Annotated in this window: 12 protein-coding genes; 5 read left to right on the plus strand and 7 right to left on the minus strand. The window is 62.0% G+C overall.

Annotated features, from left to right (window positions below; genetic code table 11):
- Nucleotides 1-5 precede the first annotated feature (5 nt).
- Nucleotides 6-1574: a glucose-6-phosphate dehydrogenase gene (gene zwf / locus GSQ88_RS27275; protein ID WP_159010850.1), complete on the minus strand. Its 1569-nt coding sequence runs from the start codon at nucleotides 1572-1574 to the stop codon at nucleotides 6-8.
- Between the two features lie 319 nt (nucleotides 1575-1893).
- On the opposite strand from zwf, the gene GSQ88_RS27280 reads away from it, so the two are divergent.
- Nucleotides 1894-3411, plus strand: coding sequence for a porin (locus tag GSQ88_RS27280; protein WP_210253899.1), 1518 nt, complete (start codon nucleotides 1894-1896; stop codon nucleotides 3409-3411).
- A 144-nt stretch (nucleotides 3412-3555) separates the two neighbouring features.
- Here GSQ88_RS27280 and GSQ88_RS27285 read toward each other — a convergent pair whose 3' ends face one another.
- Complete coding sequence (locus tag GSQ88_RS27285) at nucleotides 3556-3813, minus strand: hypothetical protein (protein ID WP_159010852.1); 258 nt, start codon at nucleotides 3811-3813, stop codon at nucleotides 3556-3558.
- A gap of 430 nt (nucleotides 3814-4243) precedes the next feature.
- Here GSQ88_RS27285 and GSQ88_RS27290 point away from each other — a divergent pair, with 430 nt between their 5' ends.
- Together GSQ88_RS27290 and GSQ88_RS27295 are read left to right on the plus strand one after the other, a co-directional pair.
- Entirely contained in the window at nucleotides 4244-5536 is a 1293-nt protein-coding gene (locus GSQ88_RS27290; RefSeq protein ID WP_246785033.1) for a D-arabinono-1,4-lactone oxidase, read from the plus strand.
- Nucleotides 5533-6702, plus strand: coding sequence for an alanine racemase (locus GSQ88_RS27295; RefSeq protein WP_159010853.1), 1170 nt, complete (start codon nucleotides 5533-5535; stop codon nucleotides 6700-6702). The genes GSQ88_RS27290 and GSQ88_RS27295 overlap by 4 nt, the downstream gene beginning before the upstream one ends.
- A gap of 24 nt (nucleotides 6703-6726) precedes the next feature.
- On the opposite strand, the gene GSQ88_RS27300 is transcribed toward GSQ88_RS27295, so the two are convergent.
- Entirely contained in the window at nucleotides 6727-7389 is a 663-nt protein-coding gene (locus tag GSQ88_RS27300; RefSeq protein WP_159010854.1) for a TetR/AcrR family transcriptional regulator, read from the minus strand.
- Between the two features lie 223 nt (nucleotides 7390-7612).
- Between GSQ88_RS27300 and GSQ88_RS27305 the strand changes: the two genes are divergently transcribed.
- On the plus strand, nucleotides 7613-9154 hold the full coding sequence (locus GSQ88_RS27305; protein WP_159010855.1) for an amidase family protein: 1542 nt from the start codon (nucleotides 7613-7615) through the stop codon (nucleotides 9152-9154).
- Nucleotides 9151-10455 carry an MFS transporter gene (locus GSQ88_RS27310; RefSeq protein ID WP_159010856.1) on the plus strand — a complete coding sequence of 435 codons (1305 nt, stop codon included), beginning with the start codon at nucleotides 9151-9153 and terminating at the stop codon, nucleotides 10453-10455. Before GSQ88_RS27305 ends, GSQ88_RS27310 begins: the two co-directional genes overlap by 4 nt.
- Nucleotides 10456-10497: 42 nt before the next feature.
- On the opposite strand, the gene GSQ88_RS27315 is transcribed toward GSQ88_RS27310, so the two are convergent.
- From GSQ88_RS27315 to GSQ88_RS27330, 4 genes are all read right to left on the minus strand, one after another.
- Complete coding sequence (locus GSQ88_RS27315; protein WP_159010857.1) at nucleotides 10498-12033, minus strand: efflux transporter outer membrane subunit; 1536 nt, start codon at nucleotides 12031-12033, stop codon at nucleotides 10498-10500.
- A 70-nt stretch (nucleotides 12034-12103) separates the two neighbouring features.
- On the minus strand, nucleotides 12104-13378 hold the full coding sequence (locus GSQ88_RS27320) for an efflux RND transporter periplasmic adaptor subunit (protein WP_246785035.1): 1275 nt from the start codon (nucleotides 13376-13378) through the stop codon (nucleotides 12104-12106).
- A 21-nt stretch (nucleotides 13379-13399) separates the two neighbouring features.
- Entirely contained in the window at nucleotides 13400-16594 is a 3195-nt protein-coding gene (locus GSQ88_RS27325) for an efflux RND transporter permease subunit (RefSeq protein ID WP_159010858.1), read from the minus strand.
- 261 nt (nucleotides 16595-16855) lie between these two features.
- The gene (locus GSQ88_RS27330; RefSeq protein ID WP_159010859.1) at nucleotides 16856-17989 is read right to left on the minus strand and encodes a FlgO family outer membrane protein; all 1134 of its coding nucleotides are present in this window, start codon (nucleotides 17987-17989) and stop codon (nucleotides 16856-16858) included.
- Nucleotides 17990-18095: the final 106 nt, after the last annotated feature.

An 18095-nucleotide genomic window follows, 5' to 3' on the forward strand; every position in this document is an offset into this window, starting at 1 on the left:
CCTCCTCAAATAGGATTGCCGATCGGGCGCCAACTGCGTTCGCCGTCGTTAGCGAGCAGATCGTCGGCGGCCTTGGGGCCGCTGCTGCCGGCAGCGTAGTTCGGGAAATCCGCCGGCTTCTCCGCGGCCCAGCCGTCGAGAACCGGCTGCACGATGCGCCAGCCGGCTTCGACCATGTCGGCCCTCTGGAACAGCGTCGCATCGCCGATCATGCAGTCGTAGATCAACGTCTCGTAGCCAACATTGGCTGAGGGTGGAAACCAGTCCTTGTAGGCAAAGCTGCTCTTGACCGGTGCCAGCGCAACCGTCTGGCCCGGGCGCTTGACCTGAAATTGAAAAGAGATGCCCTCGTCCGGCTGGATCTGCAGCACCAGCCAATTCGGGGCCATGTGCGACACATCCGTGCCCTGGAAGATCGACAGCGGCGCCCGGCGGAACTGGATGGCGATCTCGGTCCATCGCTTGCTCATCGACTTGCCGGTGCGCAGGTAGAACGGGACTCCGGCCCAGCGCCAGCTGTCGATCTCGAGCTTGAGCGCGACATAGGTCTCGGCCGACGATGTCGGGGAGACGTCCGGCTCGTGCCGATAATCCACGACCGGATGCCCTTCGACTTCACCTCTGCCGTATTGGCCGCGCACGGCACAATCGAGCGACGCCGGCGGGATCGCCTTCATCACATCAGCCTTGCGGTCGCGCACGGCGTCGGGATCGAAGCTGGTCGGCGGCTCCATGGCGATCATCGTCAAGAGCTGGAACAGATGGTTCGGGACCATGTCGCGGAGCGCGCCGGTTTGCTCGTAGAACTTGCCGCGGCGTTCGACTCCGACGGTCTCGGCGACGGTGATCTGCACCTGGTCGACGTGGTCACGGTTCCAGATCGGCTCAAAAAAACCGTTGGCGAAACGAATTGCCATGATGCTCTGCACCGTCTCCTTGCCGAGGAAATGGTCGATCCGGTAGATCTGGTCCTCGCGCAGCACCTTGAGCAGCCGCTGGTTCAGCGCCTTCGCCGACTCCAGGCTATGCCCAAACGGCTTCTCGACGATGACGCGCCGCCAGCGCTTACCGTCCTGCTCATCGGCAAGCCCCGCAGCCGCGATCTTATCCACCACCGGCCCGAAGAAGCGATCGGCCACCGCAAGATAGAACAAGACGTTGCCGCCGGTGTGCCGATCGTCCTCCGTCTTCTGCAGCACGTCACCCAGCTTCTTGAAGGTTCCATCGTCGGCGAAGTCGCCGCGCAAATAGCTCATGTTGCCGATGAGCCCATCCCAGGCGCTGGGGTCGATCGATTCCGGCGTGAACTCGCCGCCACCGGCGAGGAAGCTCTGCATCATCTTGCTGAGGTTTTCGCGCCATTGATCGGTGGTGAGATCAGCGACATCGACGCCGATCAAGACGAAATCCTTCGGCAACAACTTGCTGGTGGCAAGATTGTAAAGTGCCGGAACCACCAGTCGCTTGGTCAAGTCGCCCCCGGCACCGAAAATGACCATCGCACAGGGCCCGGCCGGCTTCGCTTCGGGCGCCGGCTCCATGACGCGGCCTTTGACGCTTCCATCGTTGGACATCGTATCGCTCCTTCAGCGGACGCATTTCACGAAGATCTCGATGTGGAGTCTGGCTGAAGACGAGCACTCCATCAAGCTGATCCAGTCGTTCATTTCCCCCGCAAGACAATCGGCATCGCGACGGTTCAACCGACCAACCATATGAAACTTATGTGACGCCAAGTCCTTGAGGCACTACACGAAATCTTCATCCGGTTTGGCGGCGCAGCGGCTGCTATGTCCGCGAAAGTTACCTGATGGCCACACCTTAAAATGATCAGGTGAGCTAAGCACCGACCAGTTGTTTGGGGGTCTTAACCGTCAAGCACTATCGGACTGGGTGGTCCGGGCGAGTGTCGGCAAGTGTGGGGTCAATGGGCGCCACAAAGAAACGAGAGGACAATCTGTGAAGAACTTCGGAAAACTGCTTTTGGCGTCCACGGGCGCGATAGCGCTGTGTGGCGCGGCGCAAGCAGCGGATCTGCCTGCCTACACCAAGGCGCCACCGGCACCGGACGCTTTGGCCGCGCCTGCGTCATGCACCAACGTGCCGGATTTCATCACCACCAATTGCGCGCTGGCCTATTACGGTATCACCGTGTACGGCACGATCGACATGGGCGGCGGATACGAGACCCATGGCACGCCGTTCAATCAAAACATCATCACCGGCGTCGAAGAGCTGGTGCAGAAGAACAGCAACAAGGCTCTCTGGCTTCTGACGCCTGGTGGCCTCAGCCAATCGAACATCGGCATCAAGGGAAATGAAGCCATCGCGCCTGGCTTGAATTTCATCTTCGATCTAAATTTCGGGTTTGACCCCTATTCCATGACCGCGGCTAACGGCCCGAAGTCCCTTCTTGACAACAACGGTGTGCCGCTCTCCGCCCAATCGTCGAACGCGGACTCGAGCCGCGCAGGTCAATTTTACAATGCGGTAGGTTACGCGGGCCTCAGCTCGCCGACCTACGGCACCCTGACCATCGGTCGGCAAAACTCGCTCGAACTGGACGGTGTAAACGCTTACGATCCAATGGGCGGTTCGTATGCCTTCTCCGTGATCGGCTGGCAGGGAACGGCGGTCGGCGGCGGCGATACCGAAGATGCCAGGGTCTCGACGGCGGTGAAATATCGCCTCAATGTCGGAGATAATCTGTTTCGGGTCAGCGGCATGGCTCAGCTCGGCGGCTACGATCAGAACAACGCGACCCAGGGCGAATACGGCGCTGGGATCGGCAAGGACTTTAATTTCGGCGCTGCCGGCTCGCTCGCCCTCGACGCGATCTTTACCTACGACAAGGGCGCGGTGAAATCGACGGCGCTGGCCGCGGGTTCGGCGGCGTTCCTGGCAGCTCCAAACACCCTGGGAGCCACCGTTTCCGACGACACCAGCGGCATGATCCTGGCCAAGTACACCTATCAGAAGCTCAAAGTGTACGGCGGCTACGAATACATCTCGTTCGCCAATCCAAATTCGCCTTTGACGACGGGCTTTACCGACATCGCCGGAATACCTGTTCTTCTCGGCAATATCTCGCAGAGCGGCTTCGTTAATAACGAGCATCTGCAGATCATGTGGACCGGCGCGCGATACGCCTTCACCGATACCCTCGATGCCGGCATCGCCTACTACCACTACGATCAGAACAGCTTCGGCAAGACGTTCTGTAACAACAACTCGGCGTCGACGTGCTCGGGCACGCTGGACGCGGTTTCGTTGAACGTGGATTGGCAGTTCGCGAAGAAATTCGATGCCTACGCCGGCTTCATGTACTCTCAGGTCCACAACGGACTGGCGAACGGCTACCTCTTCACGAACAACTTCGCTCCGACGGTTGGCCTTCGCTTCCGGTTCTGAGTACCTGCGGGCTAGCCCGCGCAGGCAAGGCCTGTGAACGACCTTGCACGGCTCTTCAAGTGCCGATCGTTTCTGTGGAAGGTGAACTCCGGTTCACCTTCCATCGAATTGTTCGCGGCCGACGACCGCTACGTGGCTTCTCGCCTACGGGGCGCCGCCGCCAAACTCCGACGCGCTGCGTCCGTTCCACATCGCGCCGCCCGCGGACACGCTTCCCGGATCGTTCGGGCCGCTGGCGTATGAATTATAGAAATGTGACCTCGCCATCGGAATGCCCCGGTACATGCTGTAGGTTCTGTAATGCGCGTGATGGCTGGTTCTGTAGTGTCGCGTATGCGCCGTCGCCTGGGTCGCGAAGGCCGATACCAGCAATAGCGTCGCCAGAACGGATGTGATCTTCATTGTTCGCTTCCTTTGTTGGCCTCCACCGGCGGAGGCGTTCTGTCTCTAAAAGGAAGACTGAGATCGGGGCCTGGATATTCCCCTGATGCAAAATGTTTAGCCGCGTCAGCCTGCCGCGAGCTCGTCTGGAACTGGAGCCCCGTTCCGAGCGAAGCGCAACGGGCTCAAATCTCTTGTTTTGGCGCGTTTCTTCACACGAACCGGCGCCCAAGGACCCTGTCATCGGGCCCGCGTTTCGCGCGACCCGTCCGCTCGAAAACGCGTTCTCTCCCGGGTAGCTACACGATCGCTTGACTCTCGATTTTTAAAACGGTAATCATCGCTACTATATTGACATACCTTCTTGCTCGCGGCATGAGACCTGTCCTCCGTTCGATGCCCGGGGAGCGCGCCCGCATGCAGCAGCCACCGTCGGCGGGAACGCGTGGAAATGCCCCAGGCTATGAAGAACCAATGGTCGAACTGGTCAGGCTTCGTCACAGCCCAGCCGCGAAGTCTGGCCAGGCCGCAAGATCAGGAGGAACTGACGGACCTGATCAAGACCGCGCCGGGTCCGATTCGCATCGCAGGCACCGGGCATTCCTTCACCCGGTTGGTGCAGAGCGAGGGCACCATCCTATCGCTCGACAATTTCCAGGGGCTGATCGCGCATGACCCGCAAAAGCTGCAGGCCACCGTCGGCGCGGGTATTAAAATCGGACCGATGACCAAGCTGCTGCATGGGATCGGCCAGGCGCTGCCGAACATGGGCGACATCGACACCCAGGCGTTCGGCGGTGCGCTCGCCACCTCGACCCACGGCTCGGGCGCGACGCTCGGCGCCTATCCGACGCTGCTCGAAGCCATTCAGATCACCGACGGCCGCGGCGCCGTGCGCGAGTTCAACCGCGCCGCCCATCCGGATGCGATGTCCGCCATCAGCGTCTCGCTCGGCGCGTTCGGTGCGGTCACGCAAGTGACCATCCGAAATGTCGCGGACTATCGCTTGCGTCGGCGGCGCTGGACAGAACCCGTCGTCGGCGTGCTGGAGCGCTTCGAGAGCGTCATGACCGCGCAGAGATCGGTCGAGTTCTTTTACATCCCGTTCTCGGGTCAGGCCATCATGCTGACCAGCGAAGTCACCGAAGCGCCGGTGACTCGCCGTCCGCCGAATACGGACGATGAGGCCGTCAAAACCTTGCGCACCCTGCGCAACTATCTCAAGCGGGTGCCATGGTTGCGCCACCGCCTGATCGGCTCGGCGATCGGAAAACTGCCGCCGGAGGATTATGTCGAGGCGTGGCTGAACGTCTTTCCGTCCGAACGCAATGTGAAGTTCAACGAGATGGAATACCATCTCCCGATCGAGGAAGGCGCGAAAGCGCTGCGCGACATCATCGCCTTGCTGGAAGGCCGGTTTCCCGAGGTGTATTTCCCGATCGAAGTGCGGGTGGTCGCGCCCGACGACAACTGGCTGAGCCCGTTTTACAAGCGGCCCAGTTGCTCGATCGCGATCCATCACGGGACGCCGGAAGATCCGTTGCCCTTCTTCGCCGCGGCGGAGCCGATCTTCCGCAAATATGGCGGGCGGCCGCATTGGGGCAAGATGCATAATTTGGCCGCCAAGGAACTCAGCGCCCTCTATCCGCGCTGGAATGACGCGATGGAGGTGCGCCGCGAGATGGACCCCGACAACCGCTTCGTGTCGGCCTATATGGCGCAGCTTCTCGGCGTCGATCTGTGACGGGTGATCGTTATTTTGCGCAACTGTCGGAAGCCCTGCGCGCTGCGGAGATTCACCAGCCTTCTCTGGTGCTCGATCTCGACCGGCTGAACGCCAATATCGCGAGCATCAAGTCCCGGCTGGCCCCGGGGCTGCAAGTCCGCATCGTCGACAAGTCGTTGCCATGCCTGCCGCTGCTGGACCACATCCGAACGGCAATGAAGACCGACCTGATCATGACTTTCCATTTACCGGTCGCTGCTGCCGTTGCGCAGGCGTTTCCCGCAGCCAGCCTGCTGTTCGGCAAGCCGATGCCGGTGGGCGCCGCGCGGCAGGCGCTGACCAAGGGCATGCTCGCCGATCCGGGCGGCGTGGAATCGCGCATCGTCTGGCTGATCGATACCGACGAGCGGCTGGCGGCCTATGGCGCGCTGGCCGACGAGCTGGGAATCGATCTGCACTTTTGTTTCGAGGTGGATGTCGGCCTGCACCGCGGCGGCTACCGCAATCACGATACGCTTCTGCTCGCACTCAAGGCGCTGGAAAAATACCCCAGGCTGCATTGTCAGGGGATCATGGCCTATGAAGCCCATATCGGCCATGTGCCCGGTCTATTCGGCGGCCCGACTGCGGCGCTGGCAAAAGCCAGGAGCCTGATCCAACAGTTCGTCGCCTGCCTTGGGCCGCAGCAGCGTACCATCCTCAATATCGGCGGCAGTTCGACCGCCCTGCTCTATGACAACGACGCCGGCGCCAACGAGGTGTCGATGGGATCGGCATTCGTGCTGCCGACCGATTTCGACGTACCGAGTTTGTCCGGGCTCAAGCCCGCGGTGCATATCGCAACGCCGATTCTGAAGGTCGTGGACGCGCAGGTGCCCGGGCTCGACGACCGCTCGTGGATCTTGCAGAAGCTCGGGAAGTTTCCCAGGCGCGGCTGCTTCCTTTACGGAGGACGATGGATGGCGAAGCCGGTGCACCCGCCAGGCCTCAAGCCAAGCAAGCAATTCTGGCATTCCACCAATCAGCAATTCGCCGCGCTGCCGGACGATTCGGACGTCAAGCCCGACGACTATGCGTTCCTGCGCCCGACCCAGAGCGAATTCGTGCTGCAACTGTTCGGTCCGATCGCCGTCTATTCCGCTGGCCAGATCGCGGATAGCTGGCCAGTGCTTCCACCATCTTGAAGATCGCGCGGACGTCAGACTGGATCAAACCTCGCTGCGCTGCAGGTCGAGTACAGCCAAGTTCAAAATCCGCGACGCGTCGCGAAAAATGTCATTGCGCGAAATGCGATCCTCTTCGTCCAGCATCTCGTCGACGGCGTAGCCAAATTCGACGGTGAGCCGCACGCGGCGCCAGAGCGCCTTCCGGGGCACACCGGGAAGCAGTGGCGCAAAGGCATCGGTAATCCGGTCGGTCACGAACTGATGCGAGGCCACCCGCACATGAGCGAGTTTTGGCGAGGCGCGCAGGGCCCGTTCGATCCAGACGCCGCCCGGTTCCGCCCTGGTGATGCGCGCCGTCTCGCGCATCAAATCCTCGAGATGGGTCGTGAGCGCATCGATGCCGTCCGGCGTATGGCGTTCCAGCCAGCTTAGCAGCGCCTCGTTCTGGCGATCCATCAGACGCTGCCCCAAAGTCTCGAGCACCGCGTGCTTGTCCTTGAAGTAGCGATAAAGCGCCGGCGGCGTCATGCCTGCGCGGGCGCAGATCATGTTGGTTGAAATGTTCTCGATGCCGACCTCGCCAAGCAACTCACCGGCAACGTCGAGCAGATGGTCACGGGTCTGCACCGCGCGCTCCTGCTGCGGCGCGATCTGCCCAAGCCGGGATTTTGCCTTCTTGACGGGACGTGTTTTCGCAATGGCCATCTATCGAACTCTCAAGAGCGCGCGCTTTTGCGCGGGATTATCCCGGCGATACGTCGCCGCTCGCGGCATCCGCGCGTACTACCAAAAAAAACAGAACGCACAAAATCCTGTTGTCGCGTCGGGAGCCGATGTATCGCCTTGACAAAAGATAGTTATAACTACTAACTTGATTTATGCAAGCGCTGGCCCGGCGGTCTTTGATGCCCAGAGAGAGAAACAAGCCATGCAAATTCGCGATCATGTGTCAGGGGCGTCGGCGCCAGCGGGAGGCGGCAACGACGGCGACCTCCATCCGGTGACACCGGACGCGACGGAAATTGCCGCGATGATCCGGCGCAAGGACATCACCGCGCTGGAGGCGGTCGATGATGCCATCGCGCGCGCGGACGCCATGCAACCGAAGCTCAACTTTCTGGTGACGCCGATGTTCGAACAGGCGCGGGCACGAGCTAAGGCCGGTGGATTGAGCGGCCCCTTCGCCGGCGTGCCCTACCTCCTCAAGGACATGTACGACATCGCCGGCGTGCCTACCCGCTGGGGCGCGCGCTTCACGGAGGTGGCGCCGATCCCGACCAAGAGTTGCGCGCAAGTGATGGCCTACGAGGCCGCAGGCCTGGTGCTGATCGGCAAATCGGCGTTGGGCGAATTCGGCTGGCTGCCGACGACCGAACCGTTGACGTTCGGGCCGACGCGCAATCCGTGGGATCTGAGCCGTACGCCGGGAGGATCATCGGGCGGTTCTGCCGCCGCGGTGGCAGGCGGCGTGCTGCCGATGGCGGACGCCGCCGATGGCGGCGGATCGATCCGTATCCCGGCCTCGGCCTGCGGCCTGTTCGGCATGAAGCCGTCGCGCCGCCGGCTGATCGGCGATCAGCACGCGGCCAGCGGTATCGAGCTCACCGCGGAGCACTGCGTGTCGCGCAGCGTGCGCGATTCGGCCGCGTTGTTCGCGGCGATGGAGTGCAGCGGCGTGGATGCCGCGTTGCCGCCGATCGGCGCGGTGACCGGTCCGGCGCAACGTCGCCTGCGCGTCGGCTATGTCTGCAACAGCATCTGTGGCCAGCGGCCGGATGCCGAGGTGCAGGCCGGCGCGGACAGCGCGGCCGAACTGCTGCAACAACTCGGACACCAGGTCGAGGAGACCAACTGGCCGTTCGACGGCGCCGCACTCACCTCCGATTTCGTCAAGCTGTACAGTGCCGCGGCGCTCGAGGTCACCGGATTGGCGCGGCTTGCCATCAATCCGAAGATCGTTGCGCTTGCCGCACTGGCGCTGAAGTCGATCGGACTGTTTCCGCGTGGGCTGGGGCGCAAGCCCGATCAGCCGATGCTCGAGCCCCTCACTTTGGCGCTGGCCGAGGAAGCCGCCCGGTTGCCCGCGGACGAGCTTAACAAGGCGCTGGCGCGGCTGAAAGGATATGAGACCTCCTATGACGGCTGGTTCGAGCGTTACGACGTGATCCTGTCGCCGGTGTTGTTGCAGCCGCCCGTGCCGATCGGCCATATCACCGGCGACGTGGAACGCGAAACCCTGACGAAGCGTGTGTTCGCGTTCGCGGACTACACGCTGGTTCACAATATCGTCGGCGCACCGGCCATGAGCGTTCCCCTGCACTGGACGTCCGGCGGCTTGCCGGTGGGCCTGCAATTTGCCGCCCGCAGGGGCAAGGAGCGCCTGCTGTTCGAACTCGCTTACGAACTCGAGGCGGCGCAGCCATGGGCTCATCGTCGACCCCCGGTGTTCGCCGAAGGGAGGCACCTATGACGCCGGCGGCGGATGTGGTTGCATTCAACGCAGCGGCATCGGCCGCGGAGACGCCGGCGGCGCTCGCCGAGCCGGTGACGCCGGTTGGCAAGCGCTTCATCGCGCTATTCACGCTGGCCAATCTCGGTTTGTTTACCGGGATGTTCGGGGCTGCCAGCCTGCTGCTGCCGCGGCAAATCGAACTGGTCTCGCCGAACGGCAAGGAAGCCGTGCTGGCGCTGGCTTCCGGCCTCGGTGCGCTCGCCGCCTTGCTGGCTAATCCATTGGTCGGCGCATTGTCCGATCGGACCACGTCGCGATTTGGCCGGCGGCACATCTGGACCCTGGGCGGTGTTGTGATCGGCGCCCTGGCGTTGACCCTGCTCGGCGGTCAAGCGAGCCTCGCCGGCGTGTTGGTGCTCTGGTGCGTGGCGATGGCGGCCTTGAACGGCATGCTGGCGGCGCTGACCGCGGAGGTGCCGGATCACGTGCCGGTGCAGCAGCGCGCGGTGACCAGTGCCTTTATGGGGTTGATGCCCGCTACCGGCAGCGTCATCGGCGTCGTGGTGATTGTCTTTGTTTTCACTGAGCTGTCGACCGGCTACGCTGCACTCGCCGCAATTGCGGTTCTGCTCACGTTGCCGTTCGTGTTGACGACGCGAGACGCGGCGTTGCCGCGCGCCGTGCTGACGCCGTTCCGCTGGCGTGACTTCCTTGCCGGGTTCTGGATCAGCCCGCGGCTGCATCCCGACTTCGCCTGGGCCTGGATCACCCGCTTCCTGATGCAACTCGGCTCCGCGATGTTCACGCTCTATCTCCTGTTCTTCCTGCGCGACCGGATTCATTACGAGCAGGTGTTTCCCGGTGGGCGATCCGAGGAGGGCGTATTTATCCTGACATTGATCTACACGCTCTGCGCGCTGCTCACCGCAACCACCGTCGGTTTGCTCTCCGACCGCAGCGGACGGCGCAAGATTTTCGTGATCGTGTCGAGCATGATTCAGGGCGCCGGCATGCTGATGCTGGCGTTCTGGCAAACCTGGATTGCGGTCGAGTGCGCCACCGCCATCGTGGCCCTCGGCTATGGCGCCTACATCGCGGTCGACCAGGCCATGATCACCCAGGTGCTGCCGGCGGCCGGCAACCGCGGCAAGGATCTCGGCGTCATCAATTTCGCGATCGCGGGCCCTTATGCGCTGGCGCCGGTGTTCGCCGCCCCGTTGGTGACAAAACTCGGTGGCTATCCGGTTCTGTTTGCCGTTGCCGGAACGATCCTGGTGCTGGGCGGTATCTTTGTGCGCAACATAAAAAGCGTGCCGTGAAACGACGCATGGTCGATTTTATCGACAAATGGGTCGTCAGACTCACCGATTTTGCAGGGGGGCCGGCTGCAGGTACCTGGAAGCGGCGATCAGCGCGGGCTGCGGCCGCGAGAGCTGCGGAATGACCGCGTCCGGTGGCCAGCCGCCGCCGAGCGCCTTGCAGAGCGCGACGAAATAGGCTGCCGCGGCCTGACGCGCGATGACGTGCCTTTGTTCGATGTCGTAGAGCGCGCGCTCGGCATCGAGCACATTCAGAAAATCGGTCAAGCCGCGATCGTAGCGTTCGCTAGCGATTTTCGCCGCCTGAACCGCCGCCTCGAGGGCGCGATCGAGGCTGCCGAGACGTGTCAGTTCCGCATGGTAGGACGCAACCGCATCGTCAACCTGCTGCACCGCGGTCAATATCGTCTCTTTATAAGCGGCCAACAGCCCGCGCGTTTGCAGGTCGGCGATTTGGATCTGCGCGTCGAGTCCGCCAAAATCCAGCACCGGCATGGTGACCGATGGACCGATCGCGCCGATCCAGGTCATCGGCACGGCGGCGGGGGACGAAGCCACACCGCCCTGCCCGCCGCCGCCCCCGATCAGAATCACGGTTGGAAACAGTTGTGCGATGGCGACGCCGACCAAGGCATTTGCCGCGGCCAGCCGCCGCTCCGCCTCGCGAATGTCAGGACGTCGCCGCAGCAAATCGACCGGCAGCCCGAGCGGAATCCTCGGTGGCAGCGCAGGAAGCGGGCCCGATCTGGCGAGCTCCGGGGCCAACTGCTCGGGAAAATATCCCATCAGGACCGCGATCGCGTGACGGCTGACGTCGACCTGGGCGGCCAGCGGCGCGGTATCGGCTTCCAGGGTCGCCAGTTGCCGCTGCGCCAGACTGACATCCAGTTCGTTGGTGAGGCCCCGGTTCAAACGGGTCTGCGCCAGATCCAGGTTGCTGCGGGCTGCGGCAATGTTTTTGCTCAGGACAACCAATTCGCGCTGATGCGCTCGCATATCGAGGTAAGCGCGGGCGACATCGGCGGCGACAATCGCAAACATCCAGTCGCGCGCGTCCTTGAGCGCTTCGGCGTCGGCGCTGCGTGCTTCGACCGCGCGCTGGATCTTGCCGAAAAGATCGAGCTCCCAGCCTGCGTCGAGGCCGCCGACTTGATTGATGCTCTGGAGGTTCTTCGAGTTGTCCCCGGCCCGGAGCGCCGCCGGCGCCACGGCCTTGGTATTGTCGGTCCCGGTGCCGGCGGCGGCGCCGTAGCCCGCGTCGACCTCAGGAAGCCCCTGGTTGGCTTGGACCACGATCAGCGCACGCGCCGCCTGTACGCGGGTCAGCGCTATCTCAAGGTCGAGATTGGATTCCAGAGCGCGGGCGACCAGGGAATCGAGCTCCCGGTCGTGCAGCATGCGCCACCATTGCGTGAGGTCCGCGCTTGCGGAATTGGCCGACAACGAAGCGTCCCTGCCCCGCTGCGTCAGAAAGCTCGCCGGCATCGCCGCCTCCGGCGGCACATAATTGGGACCGACGGCGCACCCGGTGACGACGACGGCGACCCCGAGCAAACTAATGATGATTCGCTTTTTCACGCCACAAGTCCAACGATAGCTGATCGTGCAAGAAGGCTACGCGGCTTAAGGCGCCGCATCGGTATTTTCTCTACTGGACCGATGCGCTTTTTATATCGCTTGCGCTGGTTTTAACCTTTTCGCCGGCTGCGATCTGGCTGCTAAGATTAAGAGCGACTTTGTCGCCAATCGCAAGGCCGGAGTCAATGGCGACCTCGTTGCCATTGTCGCTAGCGATCGTGACGTCTCTGAACGCAACCGCGCCGTCGTCACCAATCACCGCGACTTGTGGGCCGCCCGACCGAAACAACAGTGCCGCCGCCGGAACCTCGATCTGCTCATCGCCCTTGATGCTGAAGGCGACCTGCACATACATGCCGGGAACCAGTACGTGGTCCGGATTCGGAATGTCGACCTCGACGCGCAGGGTGCGGGACTGCGGGTTGACCGCCTTCGCGGTGCGGGCGACCTTGCCTTCGAAATGCTTGCCGGGAAGATCCTTGCAGGTGATCACGGCGTTCACGTCAGGCTCCATGAGTAGCGCAGCGGCGCTCTGCGGCGCATGCACGAAAATGCGCATCGGATCGTCTTTTGAAATCCGATACAGCGGTGAGGTGCTCGCGGTGCTGCCGGCCGTGACCAGATTGCCGATGTCGATTTTACGCTCGACGATCGTGCCGTCGAACGGCGCCTTGACTTTCTTGAATTGGGTGAGCGCGGTGAGACGATCAACGTCGGCCTGTTGTAGCGCCACTTGCGCGCGCGCCGCATTGAGTTCGGCGTTTGCCTCGGCGCTGCCCGCCTTCTTGGATTCCCGCTCCTGATCCGACACGACCCCCTTCGGGGAATCTCGCCAGCGCTCATCCGTCGTCGTGGCGAAATCCGCCTGGGCCTGTTTGACAACCACCTGGGCGACGCTGGCATTTAGTTTCGCCTTTGCCGCCGCCAGTTCGGCGTCCAGTTCCGGCGTGTCGATCGTCGCGAGCGTCTGGCCTGCTTTTGCAGTGTCGCCAATATCGACAAACCATTTGGCGACATAGCCATTCACGCGCGCATAGATCGTGGTGGCATCCCACGCAGCGGTCTCACCGGGAAGCGTGAGCGACTGCGCGCCGACGGCGGGTGCGATCGTGACCACATCGACCGCCGGCGCCTCGGAAGCGCTTTTCGATGTTGCATCGGCGAGGCGCGCCTCGGCCTCCATCTTCTGGCGATGTACCAAGAAAAAGCCAACGGTTAGCCCGATCGCAATCACCCCGGCGATACGCAGCATCCGTCTGCCTGTTCCAGGTTCGCGCTGCTGCACCATTTGCACGTCGTCCGGAATTGGCGATTCCGGATCGAGGTGTTCATCCAAGGCTTTCATCGCGATTCCTCAAAATACGGTTCATGACGGCGAGACAACGGGTGCCGCAACAATAGCGGCGCCCGGCGCAGCCGGTCGCAACATTCGGTACACCACCGGAACGAAAATCATCGTTGCCGCCGTGGCGAATAACAGCCCACCGATGACCGCGCGCGCCAGTGGCGCATTCTGCTCGCCACCCTCGCCCACGCCCAACGCCATCGGGATCATACCCAAGATCATGGCGCCCGCGGTCATCATCACCGGCCGCAGCCGGGTATAACCCGCGACGATCGCGGCGGTCGCCTTGTCGTCGCCTGCTTCCATTCGCTGATTGGCGAAACTCACGACAAGAATGCTGTTGGCGGCCGTCAGACCGATGCACATCAACGAGCCCATCAAGGCCGGCACGCTGAGGTGAGTTTGGGTGAGAAACAACATCCACATGACGCCGGCCAAGGTGAAGGGGACGGCCGCCAGCACGATCAGCGGATCGGTCCAGCTTTGGAAGTTGATCACAAGAATGAGGTAGACCAGCACGACCGCCAACGCGATGCCGGAAAACAGCCCGTCAAAGCTTTCGCGCATGGTTTCGACCTGGCCGCTCAGCGTGATCGTGACCGGCGTGGCGGACGCTGCCCGTTCTTTCGCCAGCACCTGGTCGATGGCATCCGCGGCGGACGCGAGGTCACGGCCCTGGACGTCGGCGTTGACGTCGAACACCGGTCGGATGTTGAGCTGAGACGCGACGAGGGGCATATTCTTGCGCCCGAATGCCGCGATATTCGAAAGTATCTGGTTCGATTTGCCCGGGGCAGTCACCGGCATGACGCCCAGATCCTGGGTCGAATTGACCCGATAGGTCGGCATCTGGACCACCAGCGGATAGCTCACGCTATTTCTAGGATCGACCCAGAAATTGGGAACGGTCTGCGCGCTCGAATTGGCCGTCACCAGCACGTTCTTGGCAACCTCGTCCTCGCTGACGCCAAGTTGATTGGCGAGCGTGCGGTCGACGTTGATGGTCAGGGCCGGCGCGTCGGGCACCTGGAACACATGCGCATCGACCACGCCGGGAATGGCGTTCAACTCACGTGCGATCTTCTGCGCCAGTTCGTAAGCGACGTGGCTCGCCGGCCCCGAGATCCGGACATCGATCGGTGCGGGTTGACCGAAATTGAGCACCTGATTGACGATATCCGCGGGCTGAAAGAAGAACTGTAGGTCGGGAAACAGTTTTGGCAATTCGCGCCGCAACGCCGCGACATGAGCGGCCGTCGGGCTGTGCTCCTTCTTCAGCGAAATCAGAATCTCGCCGTCCATCGGACCGACGGTGGCCGAATCGCTCAGCGCAATATTGATGCCGCTATAGGGCAGACCGATATTGTCGAGGATGACGTCGATCTGGTCCTTGCCGACGATCTTGCGGATTGCGGTCTCGACTTCGGCGAAATAGCGCTGGGTCTCCTCGATACGGCTGGCGGGCGGCGCGCGAACGTGAAGCCGCATCTGGCCGGCGTCCACCTGCGGGAAGAAGTCGCGGCCGAGCTGTGGGAACAGCAGCAGCGAGCACGCGATCAGAGCCATGAAGAACACGCTGGTTGCGCCTGCGCGCGACACGCAAAAGGCGACGCTGTTGCGATAACCGTCGCGCAGGCGGGTGAATCCGGTCTCGAATCCATGATGGATCGCGCCAAACATATTGAATGGCCAGCGTCGCGGGGCGCTACGATGAGCAGGGTTTGCGTGGCCCTCGACCGATGAGCGCATCAGAACGGCGAACAGCAGCGGCACCAGCGTGAAGGACAGCGCCAGACTGGCGACCAGCGAGATGCAAACCGACAGCGACAGCGGCGAGAACAGATATTTGGCCGTTCCCTGCAGCATGAACACCGGTACGAAGACGATGCAGATGCAGATCGTCGAAAGCACGGTGGGAACGGCGACCTCTCCAGAGCCTGCGATAATCGCCTGAGTGAGCGGATCGCCTTCATGGACGTGGCGCTCGATGTTCTCGATGACGACGGTGCTGTTGTCGACGAGAATGCCGACGGCCAACGCGAAGCCGCCAAGCGTCATGGTGTTCAGCGTCTGGCCGTCGACGAAGAGGACGAGAATGGCAGTGATGATCGCGAGCGGAATCGTCGCCAGAATGATCAGCGTCAAACGCCAGTTGCCGAGAAACAGCAGGATCATCATGGCGGTCAATCCGGCCGCCATCAGACCGCCCATCATCACGCTGTCGAGCGAGGCCTTGACGAACACCGACTGGTCGAAGATCGCCTTGATGTTGACGCCCTGCGGCATCAACCGTCTGATATCGGGCAACGCCTCCTTGACGCCATCGATCACCGCCAGGGTCGAAACGCCGCCGGTCTTGCGCACCGACATCAAGGCGCCGGGCCGGCCATCGACGCTCACCGAATTGGTCTGAACCTGGAAGCCGTCATGGACATGCGCAACATCGCGCACGAACACGGTTTGACCGTCGACCTGCCCGACCGGAAACCCGTTGATGGTTGCGATCGCGTTGGGGCTGGTGTTCATCGCCAAGGCGTAGTCCTTGGCGCCGATCTTGACGTCGCCGGAGGGCAGAATCACGTTCTGCTTCTGGATCGCCGCCGCGACATCCGATGCCGACAATCCGCGCGCGCTGAGCGCCTGCTGGTCGAGATCGACCATGATAACACGCGGCTTGCCGCCGTAGGGATAAGGAACTTCGGCACCGTGAACGACCGCAAGATCGGGACGGATGATGTTTTGGCCAAGATCGTTCAGCTTGGTGTCCGGCAGCGAGCCGCTCGACAGGCTGAGCTGGATGATGGGCACGTCCGTCGCGCCATAGCGCAGCACCAGCGGCGGCGTTATGTTCGGCGGCATGTACTTCAAAACCACGAGCGCACTACTCGCCAGTTGCGTGATGGCGCGCGACACGTTGGCGCCTTCGTGCAGATACACCTTCTCGACGCCGACGCCGTTGTAGCTCGTCGCCTCGATCCGGCTGATATCATCGACCAGCGAGGCGAGTTGCCGTTCATGCAGGGTCAGAATGCGGTCACGGATGTCCTGCGCGCTCATCCCGTTGTAAGTCCAGACCACGCTGACGACAGGGATGTCGATTTCCGGGAAGATATCGATGGGCATGCGCAATGCAGCCCCAATGCCCATCAGGCAGATGAGAATCAGGGACGCGACGATCGTATACGGTCGCTTTAACGCGAACGCGGCAAACCACATTTAAGGAGTCTCAGTGTTGGCGCCTGCGGCGCGGATCGCATCCGGCGAGGCCAGGTAGCATGTAAATTCCGTCACCGACTGCCTCCGCCTGGCCCACGTTGCTGATCAACGCCTCTGGTAACCAGACTCGCCGTGCAGTCGCGATATTCCCGCACCCGCGAAGTCGTCAGCTCAACGACCTGGGATATCGTTAATCTCTATGAATAGACGGCTTTAATGCGATGGCGTCAGCGAGCCCGAGTAGGCTTCGGCGTCGTTGGATCAAACGCGATCGGTAAAATACCGCAGGACGTTCTTCAATCCGTCTCCGGTACTCCGTTTCCAGAGATATCGGTCCTTGAGGTAACTCCCGTAAGCGACGGTATTTCCCCTTGCCGGCTTCCTGAGAGCGTCTTCTTGCTGCCGATCCAGGATATTCCGGAGCTCGTCGGCGATCGACTGCGCTATCTCACTTTGGGTCTTCAGCGGGTGCTGGATATCTCTTTCATAGCTTTGGGCCCATACGTCCCGTTCGCTCGGCATCTTGACCAGGCGCGCCGTGATCCGCACGTGGTTGCTGGAAAACAACACGCTGCCCGTCACCACGGCATCGACGTTCAAGTCTTGGGCGATCTCGCGCAGGGATCGATGGGAACGCCCGTTAGCGATCGACGATGGCGCGGCGATGACCCGCAACCGGCGGATCTGAGCCAAATCAGTGATCAACTCATCGGTCATGCCATCGGTGAAGTAATCCTGCGACATATCGGTGGAGAGGTTTTCCAGCGGAAGTACGGCGACAGAACGGATTTCAGGCGATGGCAGCCTCGACGCGTGGATCACCGTCAGCAACAAAACGACAAGTACAAATAACCCGCCGAAAAACCACCGAGTGGGAAAACGGCTCAACCGCCCAGGTGGTGTGGCGGCAGGTGCTGTGGCGGCAAGTGATGTAGCGGCGGGAAATGTGGTATCGGTTGATGCGATCGCAGGCGGTGCAGCGGCAGCTCGGAGATCCGGAAGCCCAGCATTCTGCTGCGGGGCGAGATCAACGGTTTCGGGCGCAGGTTGTTCGTCCCCGACCACCGTCACATCGGCGAGAAACTTGTAGCCGCGGCGAGCGACGGTCTCGATGAATCGGGGATTCTCGGCTGAATCTCCCAACGCTTCGCGAATCTTGCTGATGGCTTTGTTGAGACCGTGATCGAAATCCACGGTGGTTTCCGGCCAGAGCTTCAGATGCAGCTCTTCCCGGGTTACCAGCACGCCCGGTTTTGCCAGCAGCATCGCCAGCAACTGGAATGGCTGTTCTTGCAATCTGACGCGCTTGCCCAGCTTCGTCAGTTCGCCGGCTCGAACATCGACTTCGAAGACTCCAAACTTCACGATCGGGACAGCCATTTCGGTTTGCAGCATGGTAATTTGGCAGGTCCGTCGAATGCGGGAAGATCCGAACACCAGTAAGACGCTTCAGGACCGCCTACTCAGCAGAAGTTGCCCCAAATCGCAATCAAACTATACG

The sequence above is a fragment of the Bradyrhizobium sp. S69 genome (assembly GCF_009766005.1).
Taxonomy (GTDB): Bacteria; Pseudomonadota; Alphaproteobacteria; order Rhizobiales; family Xanthobacteraceae; genus Bradyrhizobium.